This is a genomic window from Leifsonia sp. CL147 (genome assembly GCF_900114565.1).
In the GTDB taxonomy this organism is placed as follows: Bacteria; Actinomycetota; Actinomycetes; order Actinomycetales; family Microbacteriaceae; genus Leifsonia.
The window spans coordinates 48,322-61,102 of sequence record NZ_FOTM01000012.1 but is presented as its reverse complement, the minus strand read 5'-3'; the positions used below and the strand labels follow the sequence as shown (position 1 = coordinate 61,102).

The window sequence follows — 12,781 nt, the reverse complement described above, 5'->3', positions numbered from 1 at the left end:
CAGGCCGTGAACGTGCGCGGTGTGCCGCCTGGATCGGGTCGGGCGTCATCCACTCACCGAACCTCGATCGGAACGACGTTCCACGCTTCGACGCGCACCGGAAGACCCGGCGTGGCGGCGAGCGCCCGCTCCTCGCCGGGCAGCAGCGGACGCGGATCGCCGCCCGCCTGCAGAACCTCCGGCGCGCCGACAGGTCGCGGATCCACCAGGCGCACAGTGAGCGCCGCCATCTCACCGGTGTTCTGGATGCGCACCTCGCCGCTCGCGGTCCGGGTGACAGCGAGCTCCGGGGCCGGCGCGTCGAACAGCGCGGCGAAGTCGTCCGTCGCCGTCGCGACCATCCGCTCCACGTCGAGCAACCCTCCTCCGTTCTCTCCGGCTCCGTCGCGCCACTCCGCCTCCCAGAGGAAGACCCGGGGCAGCGCGGCGACAGCCACCCCCAGCGTCCCGACCGGCCGGGGCTCCCCGACGGCAGGGACCGCGAACTCCCGCGACGCCACCACCGCACCATCCAGCCCCCGCGCCCGCAGCACCAGCGTGGAGCCCGCCGCGACCGCATCCTCCGCCCACAGCCACGCCTCCACCGAGGCCGTCACCTCTCCGCCCCACACCGCGCGCGTCACCCGCAACGTGGCCCGGCGGCGCTCGAACGCGCGCGCGACGGCGAAGAAGGCGGGCTTCGGGTCACCGCGGAAGTCCACCGCAGCCGTGCACCACGCGTTCGGGTAGCTCTCGTTCAGCTGCCAGGGCAGCACCATGCTGCAGCGCGGGAACCGTCGCCGGTCCCCCTCCACGGCGTACTGGATTCCCGTCGCCTGCAGGAACTGGGATGCGCGGTTCAGCGTGTCCAGCGTGTCCGGCCGGCCGCCGAACAGCTCGACGACCTGCTGCGCGTTGTTCCACCACTCGCCGAGGTGGCGGTACACCGGGTTGGTGCGGTCGGCGGGCCAGCGGTCGCCCTCCGGGATGAGCGCCTCCAGAGACCGCAGGTTCGTCATCCCTTCGACGCCGAACTCCGTGTGCGCGAGACTCGTTCCCGCGTTGCTCAGCGTGTACTGACCGACCAGCCCCTGGTGCTCCCAGGGGCCGTGGACGTCGTGCTGGCCCTGCGGGTTCGCGTGGATGCGGTCGAGCCGGTTGTGGAACTCCGGTCCCGTCGGCGAGGTGGGCAGCCATCCGCGGTCCGGATCCAGCCGTCTCACGACCTTCGACACGGCGGCGAGCACGGGCGAACGGTCGTCCGACAGCGGCAGACCGCCCTCGTCGAGCTCGTTCCCGCCACCCCAGAGCAGCAGCGAGGGATGATGCACCCGCGTCGGCACCAGGGCCTCGGCCTCCGCGCGCATCAGCGCGACGAAGGCGGGATCCGTGCTGGGCGCGCTCTGCATCCCCGAGCTCGACTGCGAGAACTCCTGCCACACCAGCAGGCCCAGCCGGTCGCAGGTGGTGTAGAAGTGCTCCGATTCGACCAGGCCGCCGCCCCAGACGCGGATCAGCCGCGCCCCGGACGCCGCGGCTAGACCGAGGAGATGCTCGACCGTTCGCTCCTCGATCGACCCGAACAGGGTGTCGGCCGGGGTCCAGTTCCAGCCGAGGAGGGGGACGGTCACGCCGTTCACAACGGCCGTATACGGCAGCGCGTCTGCCGGAGCCCCGCCGTTCTGGACCAGCCCGGCGGTACGGAAGCCGACCTCGCGGAGGGTCCGGTCGGCCTCGCCGTCGGCATCCCCCAGCGCCACGGTCACCGTGTACAGCGGCTGTGCGCCGAACGTGTTGGGCCACCACAGCTCCACGTCGGGAATGCGCACGCTCGCCGACGCCTCGTCCGCCGCGACGGTGGTTGCGGCCAGAATGCGGCCAGCTCGGGCGACGCCGACGGTCACCGCGAGTGCGCCGGGATCCGCGCCCGCTGCTGTGAGGGGCGCCTCCCACGCGACGTCCACCACACCGGCCGACCGGCCGGACTCTACGTTCGACCGCACCACGACATCCCCCAGCAACGCGCGGCCCTGCCGGAGGCGGGCGCTCTTCCACACGCCCTGGTGGCGCAGTCGCGGCGAGAAGTCCCAGCCGTAGCCGAGCCGCGGCGTGTGGACCCGCACGCGTTCCGTGCGGCCCACCTGCGGCTCCGAGTCGGGCGCCGGATGCACGCGCAGGGCCAGCTTGTGCCGCCCTGCGGAACGCCGGGATGCGTCCAGCGGCAGCCGGAGCCGGTGATAGAGCCCGCGGACACTGCCGAGCAGTTCGCCGTCCCAGTACACGTCCGCGCCGGGGTCGATGCCGTCGAACTCGAGCACGGCCACCCCCTCGGCTGCGGAAGCCTCCAGCTCCACCGCCCGGCGGTACACCCACGAGCGCTCGGCCGTCCATTCCGCAGCGCGGGAGTTGCGCCCGGCACGGGGATCCGGCAGCTCCCCCGCCCGGGACAGATCGTCGATCACGGCGCCCGGCACGCGAGCCGGGAGCCATCCGGGCGCCGCCGCGATCGCCGCGGACGCCTCCGCAACGTTGTTGCCCGCCTCGGGCAGCGGCGCCCCCAGATACCACTCGGCGGTATCGCCCAGCGCCTCCCGGATACTCCAGTCATCGCCGTCGAGGCTGATCGTCATCGATGTGCTCACCCCTCGATGATGCACAATCTGGGAACGATTCCAGAAATCCGGCCACATCACTTTCGATCGCTCCCGAGCAGAAGATACGCTTGCCGGGTTCGCGCGAACCGCATCCAGGCAAGGAGGCCTCGACAGGCATGACCCCACCACTCGCTGTTGCAGCGATCGGCTTCTGGCACGTCCATGCAGGCGATTATGCGAAGAACGTCCAGGAGCACCCCGGCACCACCCTCGTCGCCGTCTGGGATGACGACGAGCAGCGCGGCCACGCGGCCGCCGCCGAGTTCGGGGTGGAGTTCGTCGCCGACCTCGACGAGCTGCTCGCGCGTCCCGGACTCGACGCGGTCACGGTCACCACGTCCACGGACCAGCACCGCGACGTCATCGGCCGGGCCATCGCGGCCGGCAAGCACGTCTTCACGGAGAAGATCCTGTGCCCCACGGTGGCCGAGTCGGAGGAGCTTGTCGAACTCGCCCGCCGGAACGGCGTGGCCCTCGTGGTCTCCCTGCCGCGGCTGTCGGACGACTACACCGGCGCTATCGAACGCATCCTCGACGAGGGGACGCTGGGCGAGCTCACGTACTCCCGCGTTCGCCTGGCCCACAACGGCTGGGTCGCCGGCTGGCTCCCGGAGCGGTTCGCCGACCCGGAGGCCGCGATCGGCGGAGCGCTCACCGACCTCGGCTGCCACCCCGCGTACCTCACCCGGCTGTTCCACCGCGCCGAACCCCTGACCATCTCGGCGACGTACGGCAGCGTCACCCATCGCGCGGTGGAGGACAGCGCGGTCGTGACCGCCTCCTTCCCTGATGGCCGCCTCGGGGTGTTCGAGGCCAGCGTGGTGACGACGCCGGGTGCCTTCACCGTGGAGTTGCGCGGGACCGAGGCGACGCTCCTGTTCGGCTTCGGCGGCGAGCGCCTGGTCGCGAAAGGCGGACGCTTCGGCGAGGAATGGCGGGAGCTGCCGCTCCCCGCGCGCCGGCCGGGGCCGTTCGCCCAGTGGGTGCAGCACATCCACGACGGCACGATCGCCGACGACAACCTGCGGCACGCGGTCGAACTGACCCGGATGGTCGTCGCCGCCAACGAGTCCGCCGCCAGCGGGCGCGCCGTCACCCTCGCCCGGGAGTCCGCATCGGTCGCCTGACCAGCCCGTCTTCTTCCACTCTGCACTTATCCTCTTCTCAGAAGGAGCCCTTCACCATGCCCAGCACCACCGTCCGCATCGGCCTCATCGGAGCCGGCGGCATCGCCGGCGCCCACATCGCCGGCTACCTGCGCAACCCCGGCACCGTGACTTTCGCCGCCGTCGCCGATCCCGTGCGCGAAGCGGCCGACCTCCGCGCCGGCGACACGGGCGCTGCGGTGTACGCCGACTACGCCACGATGCTGGCCGAGGCGGACATCGACGCCGTCGACATCTGCCTCCCCCACCACCTCCACAAGGACGCGATCGTCGCTGCGGCACGCGCCGGCAAGCACATCCTGTGCGAGAAGCCTCTCTGCCTCACGCCGGAGGAGGCGGCCGAGGTGGATGCTGCCGTCACCGCGGCCGGCGTGACGCTCATGTGCGCGCACAACCAGCTGTTCCTCCCTGCCGTAGCGAAGGCCAAAGAGCTGATCGACACCGGGGTGCTCGGCCACGTCTACGAGGTGCGCACCACCGACAGCTTCTTCAACGACTTCGATCCGTCGAACATGGGATGGCGTTCTCACGCCGCGACCAGCGGCGGCGGCGAGCTCATCGACACGGGCTACCACCCCACCTACCTGCTGCTGCACCTGGCGGGCGGCTCGCCGGTCGAGGTGACCGCGATGCTGGCGACCCATCGACTCCTGTTCATGGAGGGCGAGGACTCGGCGCAGCTGCTGGTCCGCTTCGACAACGGGGTGATCGGGAGCCTCGTCACGAGCTGGGCATACCAGCCGGCAGACGGCACCGAGAAGTTCTCGGTCGTCGGCGAGCTCGGAAGCCTGACCAGCGACGGCCTGTCTCTGAGCTACCGCCGTCGGGGCGACGCAGCGCCCACGATGGTCGAACTGCCCCCGGTCCACGAGTTCGAGGCGGAGATCGGGCACTTCGCTCGCAGCATCCTGGCGGGGACGCGTCCGCTGCACACGCAGAAGGAGGGGATCCAGGTGCTCGGCATCATTCTGGCCGCGTACGAGTCGGCGCGCGACCGGACGATCGCACCGGTCCGGTCGGTCGGCGAACTGGTGGGTTCCGGGCCTCAACCCGACTGACCGAGGCTGTCCATCGGGGCGGCGACGGCGTTAGAGTTCATCATGAGCACGCAGCGGACGGGGGCCCGCCAGAGCTTGCCGGACCCCCATCGTCAGGATGACTTCGTCGCCGTCCCCTATCTGCGACAGGGCCAGCTCATCTCGTTGATCCACTGGTCGCTGGTCTCGGACGAGTGGAAGTACTCCACCATCCTCGCGGAGTACCTGCATCGCGACGAGAACTCGTGGTACCTCGTGATCAACGGCAGTCGCGCCCGGCTGGACCGCTCGGAGTGGGCGATCTTCAACTGAGGCCGGAGCCGCTCAGCCGACGGCAGGATGCAGCAGCACGGCGACCGCGAGGTTGAGACAGACCAGGGCCCACAGAAGGATGTCGATGTAGCCGACCACGATGGCCGCCTGGGCGACGGCCAGGCCGCGTCCACCCTCGTGCTGGAGCGTGCGGATCACCCGGTGCGCGACCGGGATGGCGACGAACGGAAGCACCAGCGCAAGAAGGAGCGCGACCACCGCCAGGGGGCGGACCCGTTTGGGGAGCACTCCGGGCAAGGCGAAGTCGGTGACGAATCCCGATGCCGTGTTCGGAACGGGCACGCCGACGGCGGATTCGTCGAGTCCGTCCACTTCGTCGTGGCTCAAGGAGTGGACCTTCAGATCGGACATGTCTGGTCCGGGACCGAGGCGAACGTCTCGCGGGCGGACCCGATCGGCCCGAGCCGGTTCACAGGCCAGACCCTGGCCACGGCCTGGCCGACGACGTCGGCGATCGGGACGAACCCCTTCGACGGCAGGCCCTGCGTCTTGGATGAGTCGTGTGAGTTGTATCGGTTGTCACCGAGCACCCAGAGGGCGCCCGCAGGGACCGTCACGTCGAAGGGCGAGGCCGCCGCATGCTCGCCGGCCGGCAGCACCGCGTAGTCCTCGTAGAGTTCCATCCCATTGACGCTCAGCCGGCCGTCGGTGCTGCAGCAGGTGACGTGGTCTCCCGGGACTCCGATGACCCGCTTCACGAGATAGCCGTCGTCACCCGCTCTCGCGCTCTCCTTCGACCCGGCCAGCCAGCCGCCCGGGTCGGAGAAGACGACCACGTCTCCCCGGTGGATGGAGGAGGCACCGTACCCGATCTTGTCGACCAGGATCCGGTCGCCGGTCTCGAGCGTGTTCTGCATCGAGACCGACGGCACGGTGAACGGCGCGATGATCGCGGACTGGATGAGCACCGTCACGACGAACGCGATGACGACGATGACCGTTCCGAGGACGACCCGGCGGCGGATCCGCCTGCGCCGAAGCCTCGCGCGACGCGGGTGGCTCGTCTCTGCCGGGCCACGTCGCCTGCCGCGCGTTTTCGGGGCGAGGGCGATGTGCCTCGATCGCCGGGCGTGCCTCTGATGTTCGGAATCGTCGAGCTCGGCCCTGCTGCTGCTCGCCAGGACCGGAGCAGGCACGGACTCCAGCGGGGCGGAGGATGCGGGACCGGGCTCCGCACGAGCCGGTCCCGCGATCGCGGCCTCCACCGGGTGCAGTCCGGGCTCCCTGCCCGGCGCATCCGCTCGAGCGGTCCCGGCGGCGGGCGCAGAGGCGGGCGCAGAGGCGGGCGCAGGGGTGCGCCATGACGGTCCGGCTCCGCGGGAGGAGCCGGCGGCCAGCGAGATGTGGTCCGTGGTCGGCGCGGGGACGAAGCTCGTCTGGATGGTCCCGTCGTCGTCGTCCTCCTCGCGGAAGGACCGCTTGTCCCACCAGACGACTCCGAGCTGTGGGGCGCCACCGGCGTCGGCCGTCGACGGGGTCGCTGCAAGATCTATCACCCCGTAGGGGCCGGCGTCGATCACCATCCGATCGGCTTGCGTCGTGCTCGCCGCCGTCCACGCCGCCGGGCCTTTCGGCGCTGTCGAACCGTCGAGGTGTTCGCGCCACGACAGAGCGCTCGGGACCGCGCTCGCACGGCTTGCCGGAGGCACGAATGAAGAACGTCGCACCTTGAATCTCCTCACGGGGATGCGAGGCGTAGAGGTCACCGTGCCTCCCTCCGTCACTCGGTTCGGACATGTGTTCACTGATATAGACGCACGGCGCGAGGTTCGATGACGCGATCCTCGTGGACTGCAGTTCATGAAGACATCGCCCTCGATGCCGGAGATGTCTTCATTACGACTGCGCAATCCGTCCTTCGCGTCATGACCTGGCCGGTGAACGGTCTCCATTAGTGGATCTCTCACTCCACGAGGTGGTGAGCGGAAAGGAAACCATTGTGACTTCAACCACACGGCATGGCAGGCGCTCCGCCCTGGCTGTCGGAGCAGCGCTGTCGTTGGCTGCGCTCTCGGCTCTTGCCGGGGCTACGGCGGCGAACGCGGCCTCCATCGACACGACCCAGCAGGGCCAGCTGATCATCCATAAGTTCGAGAACCCCGGAAACGGCGACCAGAACCCGTCGGGGACCGGCACGCAGCCGACCACGAAGCCGATCGCCGGCGTCGTGTTCGAGTACTGCACCATCGACGGCATCGACTTGACGGACGGCACCAACGCCGGCTGGGACGCGGTCAACGCGATCACCGCCGCTCAGAAGCAGGCCTCTGCCGCACAGGGCGTCACCACGCTCGGCAGCCACACCCTCTCCGGATGCACCAGCCTGCCCGCCACCGACGCGACGGGCACGGCCGCCTCGGCCCGGCTGCCGTTGGGCGCGTACTTCGTCCGCGAGGTCTCCGCGCCCTCGAACGTCGTCGCCCCGGCCGCTCCGTTCGTCGTCACCCTGCCCACCCCGGCCGACGCGAAGAACCTCACGGGCGACTGGGTATACGACGTGAACGTCTACCCGAAGAACACCACGGCGGTCGGACCGGTGAAGAACGTGGTCGACCAGCCCGCGAACGGCGCCCTGCTCGGCGCACCGGTGGAGTACCAGGTCACGCAGCTGGTTCCGGCACTCGCAAACGGTGAGACCTATGACAAGTTCATCCTCACCGACACGCTGGACGCCAAGCTCACCCCGCTCACCACGGCGCCTGTCACCGTCACGGCCGGCGGCACCGCGCTGGCCATCGGCACCGACTACACGAGCACGTGGGCAGGGCAGACCCTGACGGTCACCTTCACGCCGGCCGGACTCGCCAAGCTCGTCGCCGGCCAGAACGTCGTCTTCGACTTCCAGGCCGCCGCGAACGCGCCCGGCGAGATCGACAACATCGCGTACGTCAACCTCAACGACTTCACCCTCACCCCCGGCACGCCGAACGGCGCGAACGGGTCCCCCTCGACGACCGCCACCACCCGATGGGGCGACCTGACCATCCAGAAGGTCAACTCGGCCAACACCGCCGACGGCCTGGCCGGGGCGAAGTTCAGCATCTACATGGGCACCACCGACCAGCAGGGCTCCTGCACCGCCGACATCACGGGTCTGACGAAGGTCACCCAGCCCGACGGCTCGCCGTACGTCATCACCTCGGACGGTTCCGGCATCATCACGGTGCCGGGCCTCTGGATCGGTGACACCGAGCTGACCGTCGCGGCCGATGGAACGGTCTCCAACACCACCGTCGCGGGCCACGACTTCCAACAGCGCTGCTACGTGCTCGAAGAGACCGTCGCCCCGGCCGGATTCGTTCTGCCCACCGGCTCGGCCACGCTCACCCCGGTGATCGTGAAGACGGGTGCCAACGGCACGACCCCCCTCACCAAGATCGAGAACACTCAGCAGGGCGTCCCCCAGCTGCCGTTCACGGGATCCAACGTCCAGATCGCGCTCACCATCGGTGGAATCGCCCTGATCGTGATCGCGCTCGGCGGCATCCTGGTGATCCGTCGCCGCCGCAGCACCCACGAGAACGCCTGACCGGCGACCTCATCACGCAGCACACGGGGGGCGGACCGGCACGACCGGACCGCCCCCCGTTCTGACAAGGTCGGAGCCCGGATCACATGCCCCGTTACATTCCGCGTCACGCCACTCCGAGACACCGCTGGCGACCGGGCCCGCTACTCATCATCACGACGGTCCTGGCCCTCGCCGGCGCCACGACGCTGACGTACTCCCCTGCCGCGAGCTGGCTGGCCGCCTACAACCAGTCCCTCGTGATCAGCAAGTACAGCGACGCGGTCAAGAGCGTCAAGCCCACGGCCTCCCAACAGCTCAGCGAGGCTCGCCGGTACAACGCTGCACTGTCTGCAGGCGCGGTGCTCGAGAAGAACACCAACGTCCCCACCGGCGATGGCACGAGCAGCAAGCAGGACGCCTTCGACTACTGGGAGCTCCTGCGCAGCCCGAACGGCGCGATGTCCCGCATCCAGATCCCGTCGATCGGGGTCGACCTGCCCATCTACCACGGCACCAGCGATGCGACGCTGCTCAAGGGCGCCGGACACCTGCAGGGCACATCGCTCCCGGTCGGCGGGAACAACACGCACTCCGTGATCACCGCGCACCGCGGCCTGGCCGACGCGACGATGTTCACCAACCTGGACAAGGTCAAGAAGGGCGACCGGATCATCCTCACGACGTTCGGTCAGGTGCTCACGTACCAGATCTTCGACACGCGGGTCGTCGAGCCGGAAGACACGGCCACTCTGCGCCAGGAGGCCGGAAAAGACCTGGTCACGCTGGTCACCTGTACACCCCTCGGCATCAACACCCACCGCATCCTCGTCACGGGCCAGCGCATCCTCCCCACGCCACCCAAGGACCTCGAAGCGGCCAAGAAGACCGCAGCCACCCTCGAGTTCCCCTGGTGGATGGTGCTCTACGTCACGGCACTCGTCCTCATCGGCTTCTACTTCTGGTGGGCGGGGCGCGATTCCACGATTCACCCGCGGCACCAGGCACGGCCGCAGAGAGGGGGAAGACGGCGAGGCGAAAAGGAGCCTCGCCCGATGGAGGCGTGGTAGTCGTGGAGGCATGACGATCTCTGCTGCGCTCTTCGACATCGACGGGACGCTCGTCGACTCCGACTACCTGCATGTCGACGCCTGGAGCCGGGCGTTCGCCGAGCTCGGCGCGCCGGTCGACTCGTGGCGCATCCACCGAGCCATCGGGCAGGACTCGTCACGGCTGCTCACCGCACTGGCCGGCGACCGCGACGACGAATGGATGGAGCGGGCGAAGGACCTGCACTCCCGGCACTACCGGGAGCTGGCCGGGCGCCTGCGTCCGTTCGCACAGGCCGCCGACCTGCTCCGCGACCTGTCGGGGCGCGGCATCCGCGTCGTGCTCGCGACCTCAGCGCCCGCCGACGAACTGGAACTGCTGCTGCGGTGCCTGGATGCGGGAGACGCGATCCATGCCACCACCGACGCGGACGACGTGCAGACGGCGAAACCGGAGCCGGGGATCATCGAGGTCGCCCTGCAACGCGCGGAGGCGGCGCCGTCAGACGCTCTCTTCATCGGCGACTCGGTGTGGGACATGATGGCGGCGGCACGCGCCCACGTGCGAGCGGCGGCGGTGCTCTCCGGCGGGGTCGGGCCGGCCGAACTGCTGGAGGCCGGGGCTGTCGAGGTCTTCGACGACCCCGCCGACCTCCGTGCCCGGATGGGCCGGCTGATCGGCATCGACTGACAAGACTCTTGCGCAGCGGGCGCCGGAAGCGTTCGATAGGGGCGACGGCCCGGAGAGAGGAGTCGCCATGTCGGCGAGCGAACTCGAGATGTCCAGCGTGCGGTATCCCTACCGCGGCCGGATCTTCCACGTGGAGAAGAAGTCCCCCGGCATCTGGGTGGTGCTCGACGAGTCGCACGCCGAACTCGGCACGCTGATCCGCGTCGCGCCGGAAGGCGAGGAGCACGAGCCCGTGTTCGGCGCCGTGCCGCCCGGGTACCTCGAGACGCTCCACGAAGGGTCCGACTGGCGGATGCTGGTCGCATCCCTCATCAACGAGTCGCTCGACGCGGAGCCCGCGTCGACCGGGAACCAGGGAGGGTCATGAGCGTCCGCCTGAACAAGAAGGCGCTGGAGCACGCGCGAAAGCTCGTGAAGCAGGGGAAGGTCGTCCACGACGAGCGCGACGACTGGAGCGAGGATGCGCCCAGCACCGATGACGAGAACCGATTCATCGACAAGCACGGCTGGGACGAATACGCGCTGTGGCACCTCGGAGAGGACCCGGACGCGAGCGAGGAGACCAAGGGGAGGTTCAGCTTCCCGTACGGCGACTTCTCGAAGGTGCACCGCTGCGCCGTCATCTCGCTGGAGAGCCGCGCCGCGCAGAACGACCACGACGACATCGCAGAAGAGACCAAGCGCCTGCTCGAACGCATCGACGGTGAGTAGCCGCCGGGCTACGCTACCCGAGATGAACGCGACGCTGCGCACGACTCTCGGCTGGCTTGCGGCGGTGCTGCTCAACGTCGGCGCGCTGCTGTTCCTGGCCGGGCTGCTCCTCCCCCCGACCGGCGGCGACGCCCCCGTGCTCGGGGTGGGAGTCGCCCTGTGCGCGCTCGGACTGGCAGCGGGCGCGGTCTGGCTCGCGGGCCGGCCGCCCGCCTGAAGGCGCTCAACACCGGCACGCCGAGATCATCGAGGCGCCCGGACGCCAATCGACCCCGCCTGGGATGAGGGGGCGGGGCCGATTGGCACCGGCGCCTGGCCGGTGGCTGGGATGGTCGATCAGTCCGGTGGCTCGGTGCGGGCCACGAGGTCCGGATTCGACGGATGGTCCGCCGGATCGAAGCCGGCAGGCGGAGGCTCAGCCGTGTCGCTTTCGCCGCCGGCGCTCACGTCCTCGGCTCCTCCGGGCGACGTGGCCGGCGCGCCCGGGTCCGTGAGATCGCCCGCCTGGCCGGGCTCGGTCTCGGCCGGCTCCGCCGCCTGTGCATCGCGGTCACCGGCAGCACCCTCCGCGTCGCCGGCAGCGCCCTGCTCATCGCCGGCAGCACCCTCCTCGAATCGCTCCGGCCGGTCCTCGGCGGGAACGCCCTCGGCATCCGCGTTCGGAAGTCCGCTGGTATCGCTCATGCTCCGCTCCTTCCTGGCGCCTTACGGCTTGCCCTCTTCGCTGTACGGGGTGGCTGAGTCGTCGCCCTCGTCGTCCGGTCGGCGGGCGTCGTCCAGGTCCGGGATCACATCCAGGATCACGTTCTCGTCCGCCGTGGGCTCGATGGCGCCGCCATCGTCGCCCTCGAGGTCACCGGCCAGCCCGTTGGTGGGGTCGTTGCCGGTGATCGGCTCCTGTTCTTCGCGCGAATCGGTCATGCGATCCACGAAACGCCGAACCGTCTACGCCCGCAAGGGGGTCGCCGACCGGCGCCGGGGTGCGCGTCGCCGCTCATCCACCCGCCCCTCGTCGGTCTGACGGGCGCAGACCGCTCGCGCCTGTGGGCGGGCGACTACGTTATCCACAGGTCGCGGAGGCTATGGCCGAGCGACCCGGCGCGGCGTAGTGTCCCTCGTATGAGCAACCCAGAGCAGCCGAGCGGCGACGCACGCAAGAACCTCGAAGGCAGTTACACGGAGGTCGACGGGGAGGCGCCGCACGAGCGGACGGTCCACGGCCAGTACACCGAGACGGAGGGCGTCGGTCCTGAGGCTGCGACGGAGGGCAGCTACACCGGAGTGGACGAGCCCGCCGAGGCGGCCGAGGGCGAGTACACCGAGAGCGATTACGACAAGCCCTGAGGCGAGGTCGGTCATCGCGGCGAAGTCGGTCATCGCGGCGAAGTCGGTCGTCGAGGCGAAGTCGGTCGTCGAGGCGAAGTCGGTCGTCGCGATCCCGGCCCGGCGCCGAGCGGCCGGGTCAGGCGTAGCGCCTGCGGGCCTTCTCGGCCTCCGCCTTCGCCTTCTTGCGGGCCTTCTTCACGTCCGGGGAGTTCCAGAACGAGCTGACGGCACCGGTGATCTGCTCGTAGCGCTCGCGGCCTGCGCGCGCACCGAGCAGGTAGGCGAAGGCGACGATCGCCAGGATGAAGAGGGTCTTTGGTCGCATGA

General features: G+C 69.9%; 16 protein-coding genes. 10 read left to right on the top strand and 6 right to left on the bottom strand.

Features of this window, described 5'->3' with window-relative positions; all coding sequences use genetic code 11:
• Positions 1 to 53 precede the first annotated feature (53 nt).
• Positions 54 to 2,621 carry a glycosyl hydrolase 2 galactose-binding domain-containing protein gene (locus tag BM287_RS11480; protein WP_244528175.1) on the bottom strand — a complete coding sequence of 856 codons (2,568 nt, stop codon included), beginning with the start codon at positions 2,619 to 2,621 and terminating at the stop codon, positions 54 to 56.
• 128 nt (positions 2,622 to 2,749) lie between these two features.
• Here BM287_RS11480 and BM287_RS11475 point away from each other — a divergent pair, with 128 nt between their 5' ends.
• The 3 genes from BM287_RS11475 to BM287_RS11465 are packed head-to-tail and all read left to right on the top strand — an operon-like array spanning position 2,750 to position 5,148.
• Positions 2,750 to 3,760, top strand: a complete 1,011-nt coding sequence (locus BM287_RS11475; protein ID WP_090039640.1) for a Gfo/Idh/MocA family protein — start codon at positions 2,750 to 2,752, stop codon at positions 3,758 to 3,760.
• A 56-nt stretch (positions 3,761 to 3,816) separates the two neighbouring features.
• Entirely contained in the window at positions 3,817 to 4,857 is a 1,041-nt protein-coding gene (locus BM287_RS11470; protein ID WP_090039637.1) for a Gfo/Idh/MocA family protein, read from the top strand.
• Positions 4,858 to 4,899: 42 nt separating this feature from the next.
• Positions 4,900 to 5,148, top strand: coding sequence for a hypothetical protein (locus tag BM287_RS11465; protein ID WP_090039635.1), 249 nt, complete (start codon positions 4,900 to 4,902; stop codon positions 5,146 to 5,148).
• 12 nt (positions 5,149 to 5,160) lie between these two features.
• On the opposite strand, the gene BM287_RS11460 is transcribed toward BM287_RS11465, so the two are convergent.
• Both BM287_RS11460 and lepB read right to left on the bottom strand, forming a co-directional pair.
• Complete coding sequence (locus tag BM287_RS11460; protein ID WP_090039633.1) at positions 5,161 to 5,520, bottom strand: hypothetical protein; 360 nt, start codon at positions 5,518 to 5,520, stop codon at positions 5,161 to 5,163.
• Complete coding sequence (gene lepB, locus BM287_RS11455; protein WP_244528173.1) at positions 5,508 to 6,836, bottom strand: signal peptidase I; 1,329 nt, start codon at positions 6,834 to 6,836, stop codon at positions 5,508 to 5,510. The genes BM287_RS11460 and lepB overlap by 13 nt, the downstream gene beginning before the upstream one ends.
• A 272-nt stretch (positions 6,837 to 7,108) precedes the next feature.
• Here lepB and BM287_RS11450 point away from each other — a divergent pair, with 272 nt between their 5' ends.
• From BM287_RS11450 to BM287_RS11425, 6 genes are all read left to right on the top strand, one after another.
• Positions 7,109 to 8,698, top strand: a complete 1,590-nt coding sequence (locus BM287_RS11450; protein ID WP_139230662.1) for a SpaH/EbpB family LPXTG-anchored major pilin — start codon at positions 7,109 to 7,111, stop codon at positions 8,696 to 8,698.
• Between the two features lie 86 nt (positions 8,699 to 8,784).
• A complete protein-coding gene (locus BM287_RS11445) occupies positions 8,785 to 9,747 on the top strand; it encodes a class C sortase (RefSeq protein WP_090039629.1) in 963 nt (320 codons plus the stop codon).
• Between the two features lie 10 nt (positions 9,748 to 9,757).
• Complete coding sequence (locus tag BM287_RS11440; RefSeq protein ID WP_090039627.1) at positions 9,758 to 10,417, top strand: HAD family hydrolase; 660 nt, start codon at positions 9,758 to 9,760, stop codon at positions 10,415 to 10,417.
• Positions 10,418 to 10,484: 67 nt separating this feature from the next.
• Positions 10,485 to 10,784, top strand: coding sequence for a hypothetical protein (locus BM287_RS11435; protein WP_090039625.1), 300 nt, complete (start codon positions 10,485 to 10,487; stop codon positions 10,782 to 10,784).
• Positions 10,781 to 11,128, top strand: a complete 348-nt coding sequence (locus tag BM287_RS11430) for a hypothetical protein (protein WP_090039623.1) — start codon at positions 10,781 to 10,783, stop codon at positions 11,126 to 11,128. Before BM287_RS11435 ends, BM287_RS11430 begins: the two co-directional genes overlap by 4 nt.
• A 22-nt stretch (positions 11,129 to 11,150) precedes the next feature.
• The gene (locus tag BM287_RS11425) at positions 11,151 to 11,345 is read left to right on the top strand and encodes a hypothetical protein (RefSeq protein ID WP_090039621.1); all 195 of its coding nucleotides are present in this window, start codon (positions 11,151 to 11,153) and stop codon (positions 11,343 to 11,345) included.
• 119 nt (positions 11,346 to 11,464) lie between these two features.
• On the opposite strand, the gene BM287_RS11420 is transcribed toward BM287_RS11425, so the two are convergent.
• Together BM287_RS11420 and BM287_RS11415 are read right to left on the bottom strand one after the other, a co-directional pair.
• A complete protein-coding gene (locus BM287_RS11420) occupies positions 11,465 to 11,812 on the bottom strand; it encodes a hypothetical protein (RefSeq protein ID WP_090039619.1) in 348 nt (115 codons plus the stop codon).
• A 21-nt stretch (positions 11,813 to 11,833) separates the two neighbouring features.
• The gene (locus BM287_RS11415; RefSeq protein ID WP_090039613.1) at positions 11,834 to 12,049 is read right to left on the bottom strand and encodes a hypothetical protein; all 216 of its coding nucleotides are present in this window, start codon (positions 12,047 to 12,049) and stop codon (positions 11,834 to 11,836) included.
• Between the two features lie 198 nt (positions 12,050 to 12,247).
• On the opposite strand from BM287_RS11415, the gene BM287_RS11410 reads away from it, so the two are divergent.
• On the top strand, positions 12,248 to 12,472 hold the full coding sequence (locus tag BM287_RS11410; RefSeq protein ID WP_090039611.1) for a hypothetical protein: 225 nt from the start codon (positions 12,248 to 12,250) through the stop codon (positions 12,470 to 12,472).
• 118 nt (positions 12,473 to 12,590) lie between these two features.
• On the opposite strand, the gene BM287_RS11405 is transcribed toward BM287_RS11410, so the two are convergent.
• Complete coding sequence (locus BM287_RS11405; protein WP_090039609.1) at positions 12,591 to 12,779, bottom strand: hypothetical protein; 189 nt, start codon at positions 12,777 to 12,779, stop codon at positions 12,591 to 12,593.
• Between the last annotated feature and the right edge of the window lie 2 nt (positions 12,780 to 12,781).

Excerpts from the sequence above, each read along its gene's own strand:
- BM287_RS11475 (WP_090039640.1), top strand. The coding sequence starts at position 2,750 with ATGACCCCACCACTCGCTGTTGCAGCGATCGGCTTCTGGCACGTCCAT.
- BM287_RS11470 (WP_090039637.1), top strand. The coding sequence starts at position 3,817 with ATGCCCAGCACCACCGTCCGCATCGGCCTCATCGGAGCCGGCGGCATC.
- BM287_RS11465 (WP_090039635.1), top strand. The coding sequence starts at position 4,900 with ATGAGCACGCAGCGGACGGGGGCCCGCCAGAGCTTGCCGGACCCCCAT.
- BM287_RS11460 (WP_090039633.1), bottom strand. The coding sequence starts at position 5,520 with ATGTCCGATCTGAAGGTCCACTCCTTGAGCCACGACGAAGTGGACGGA.
- BM287_RS11445 (WP_090039629.1), top strand. The coding sequence starts at position 8,785 with ATGCCCCGTTACATTCCGCGTCACGCCACTCCGAGACACCGCTGGCGA.
- BM287_RS11440 (WP_090039627.1), top strand. The coding sequence starts at position 9,758 with ATGACGATCTCTGCTGCGCTCTTCGACATCGACGGGACGCTCGTCGAC.
- BM287_RS11435 (WP_090039625.1), top strand. The coding sequence starts at position 10,485 with ATGTCGGCGAGCGAACTCGAGATGTCCAGCGTGCGGTATCCCTACCGC.
- BM287_RS11430 (WP_090039623.1), top strand. The coding sequence starts at position 10,781 with ATGAGCGTCCGCCTGAACAAGAAGGCGCTGGAGCACGCGCGAAAGCTC.
- BM287_RS11425 (WP_090039621.1), top strand. The coding sequence starts at position 11,151 with ATGAACGCGACGCTGCGCACGACTCTCGGCTGGCTTGCGGCGGTGCTG.
- BM287_RS11420 (WP_090039619.1), bottom strand. The coding sequence starts at position 11,812 with ATGAGCGATACCAGCGGACTTCCGAACGCGGATGCCGAGGGCGTTCCC.
- BM287_RS11415 (WP_090039613.1), bottom strand. The coding sequence starts at position 12,049 with ATGACCGATTCGCGCGAAGAACAGGAGCCGATCACCGGCAACGACCCC.
- BM287_RS11410 (WP_090039611.1), top strand. The coding sequence starts at position 12,248 with ATGAGCAACCCAGAGCAGCCGAGCGGCGACGCACGCAAGAACCTCGAA.
- BM287_RS11405 (WP_090039609.1), bottom strand. The coding sequence starts at position 12,779 with ATGCGACCAAAGACCCTCTTCATCCTGGCGATCGTCGCCTTCGCCTAC.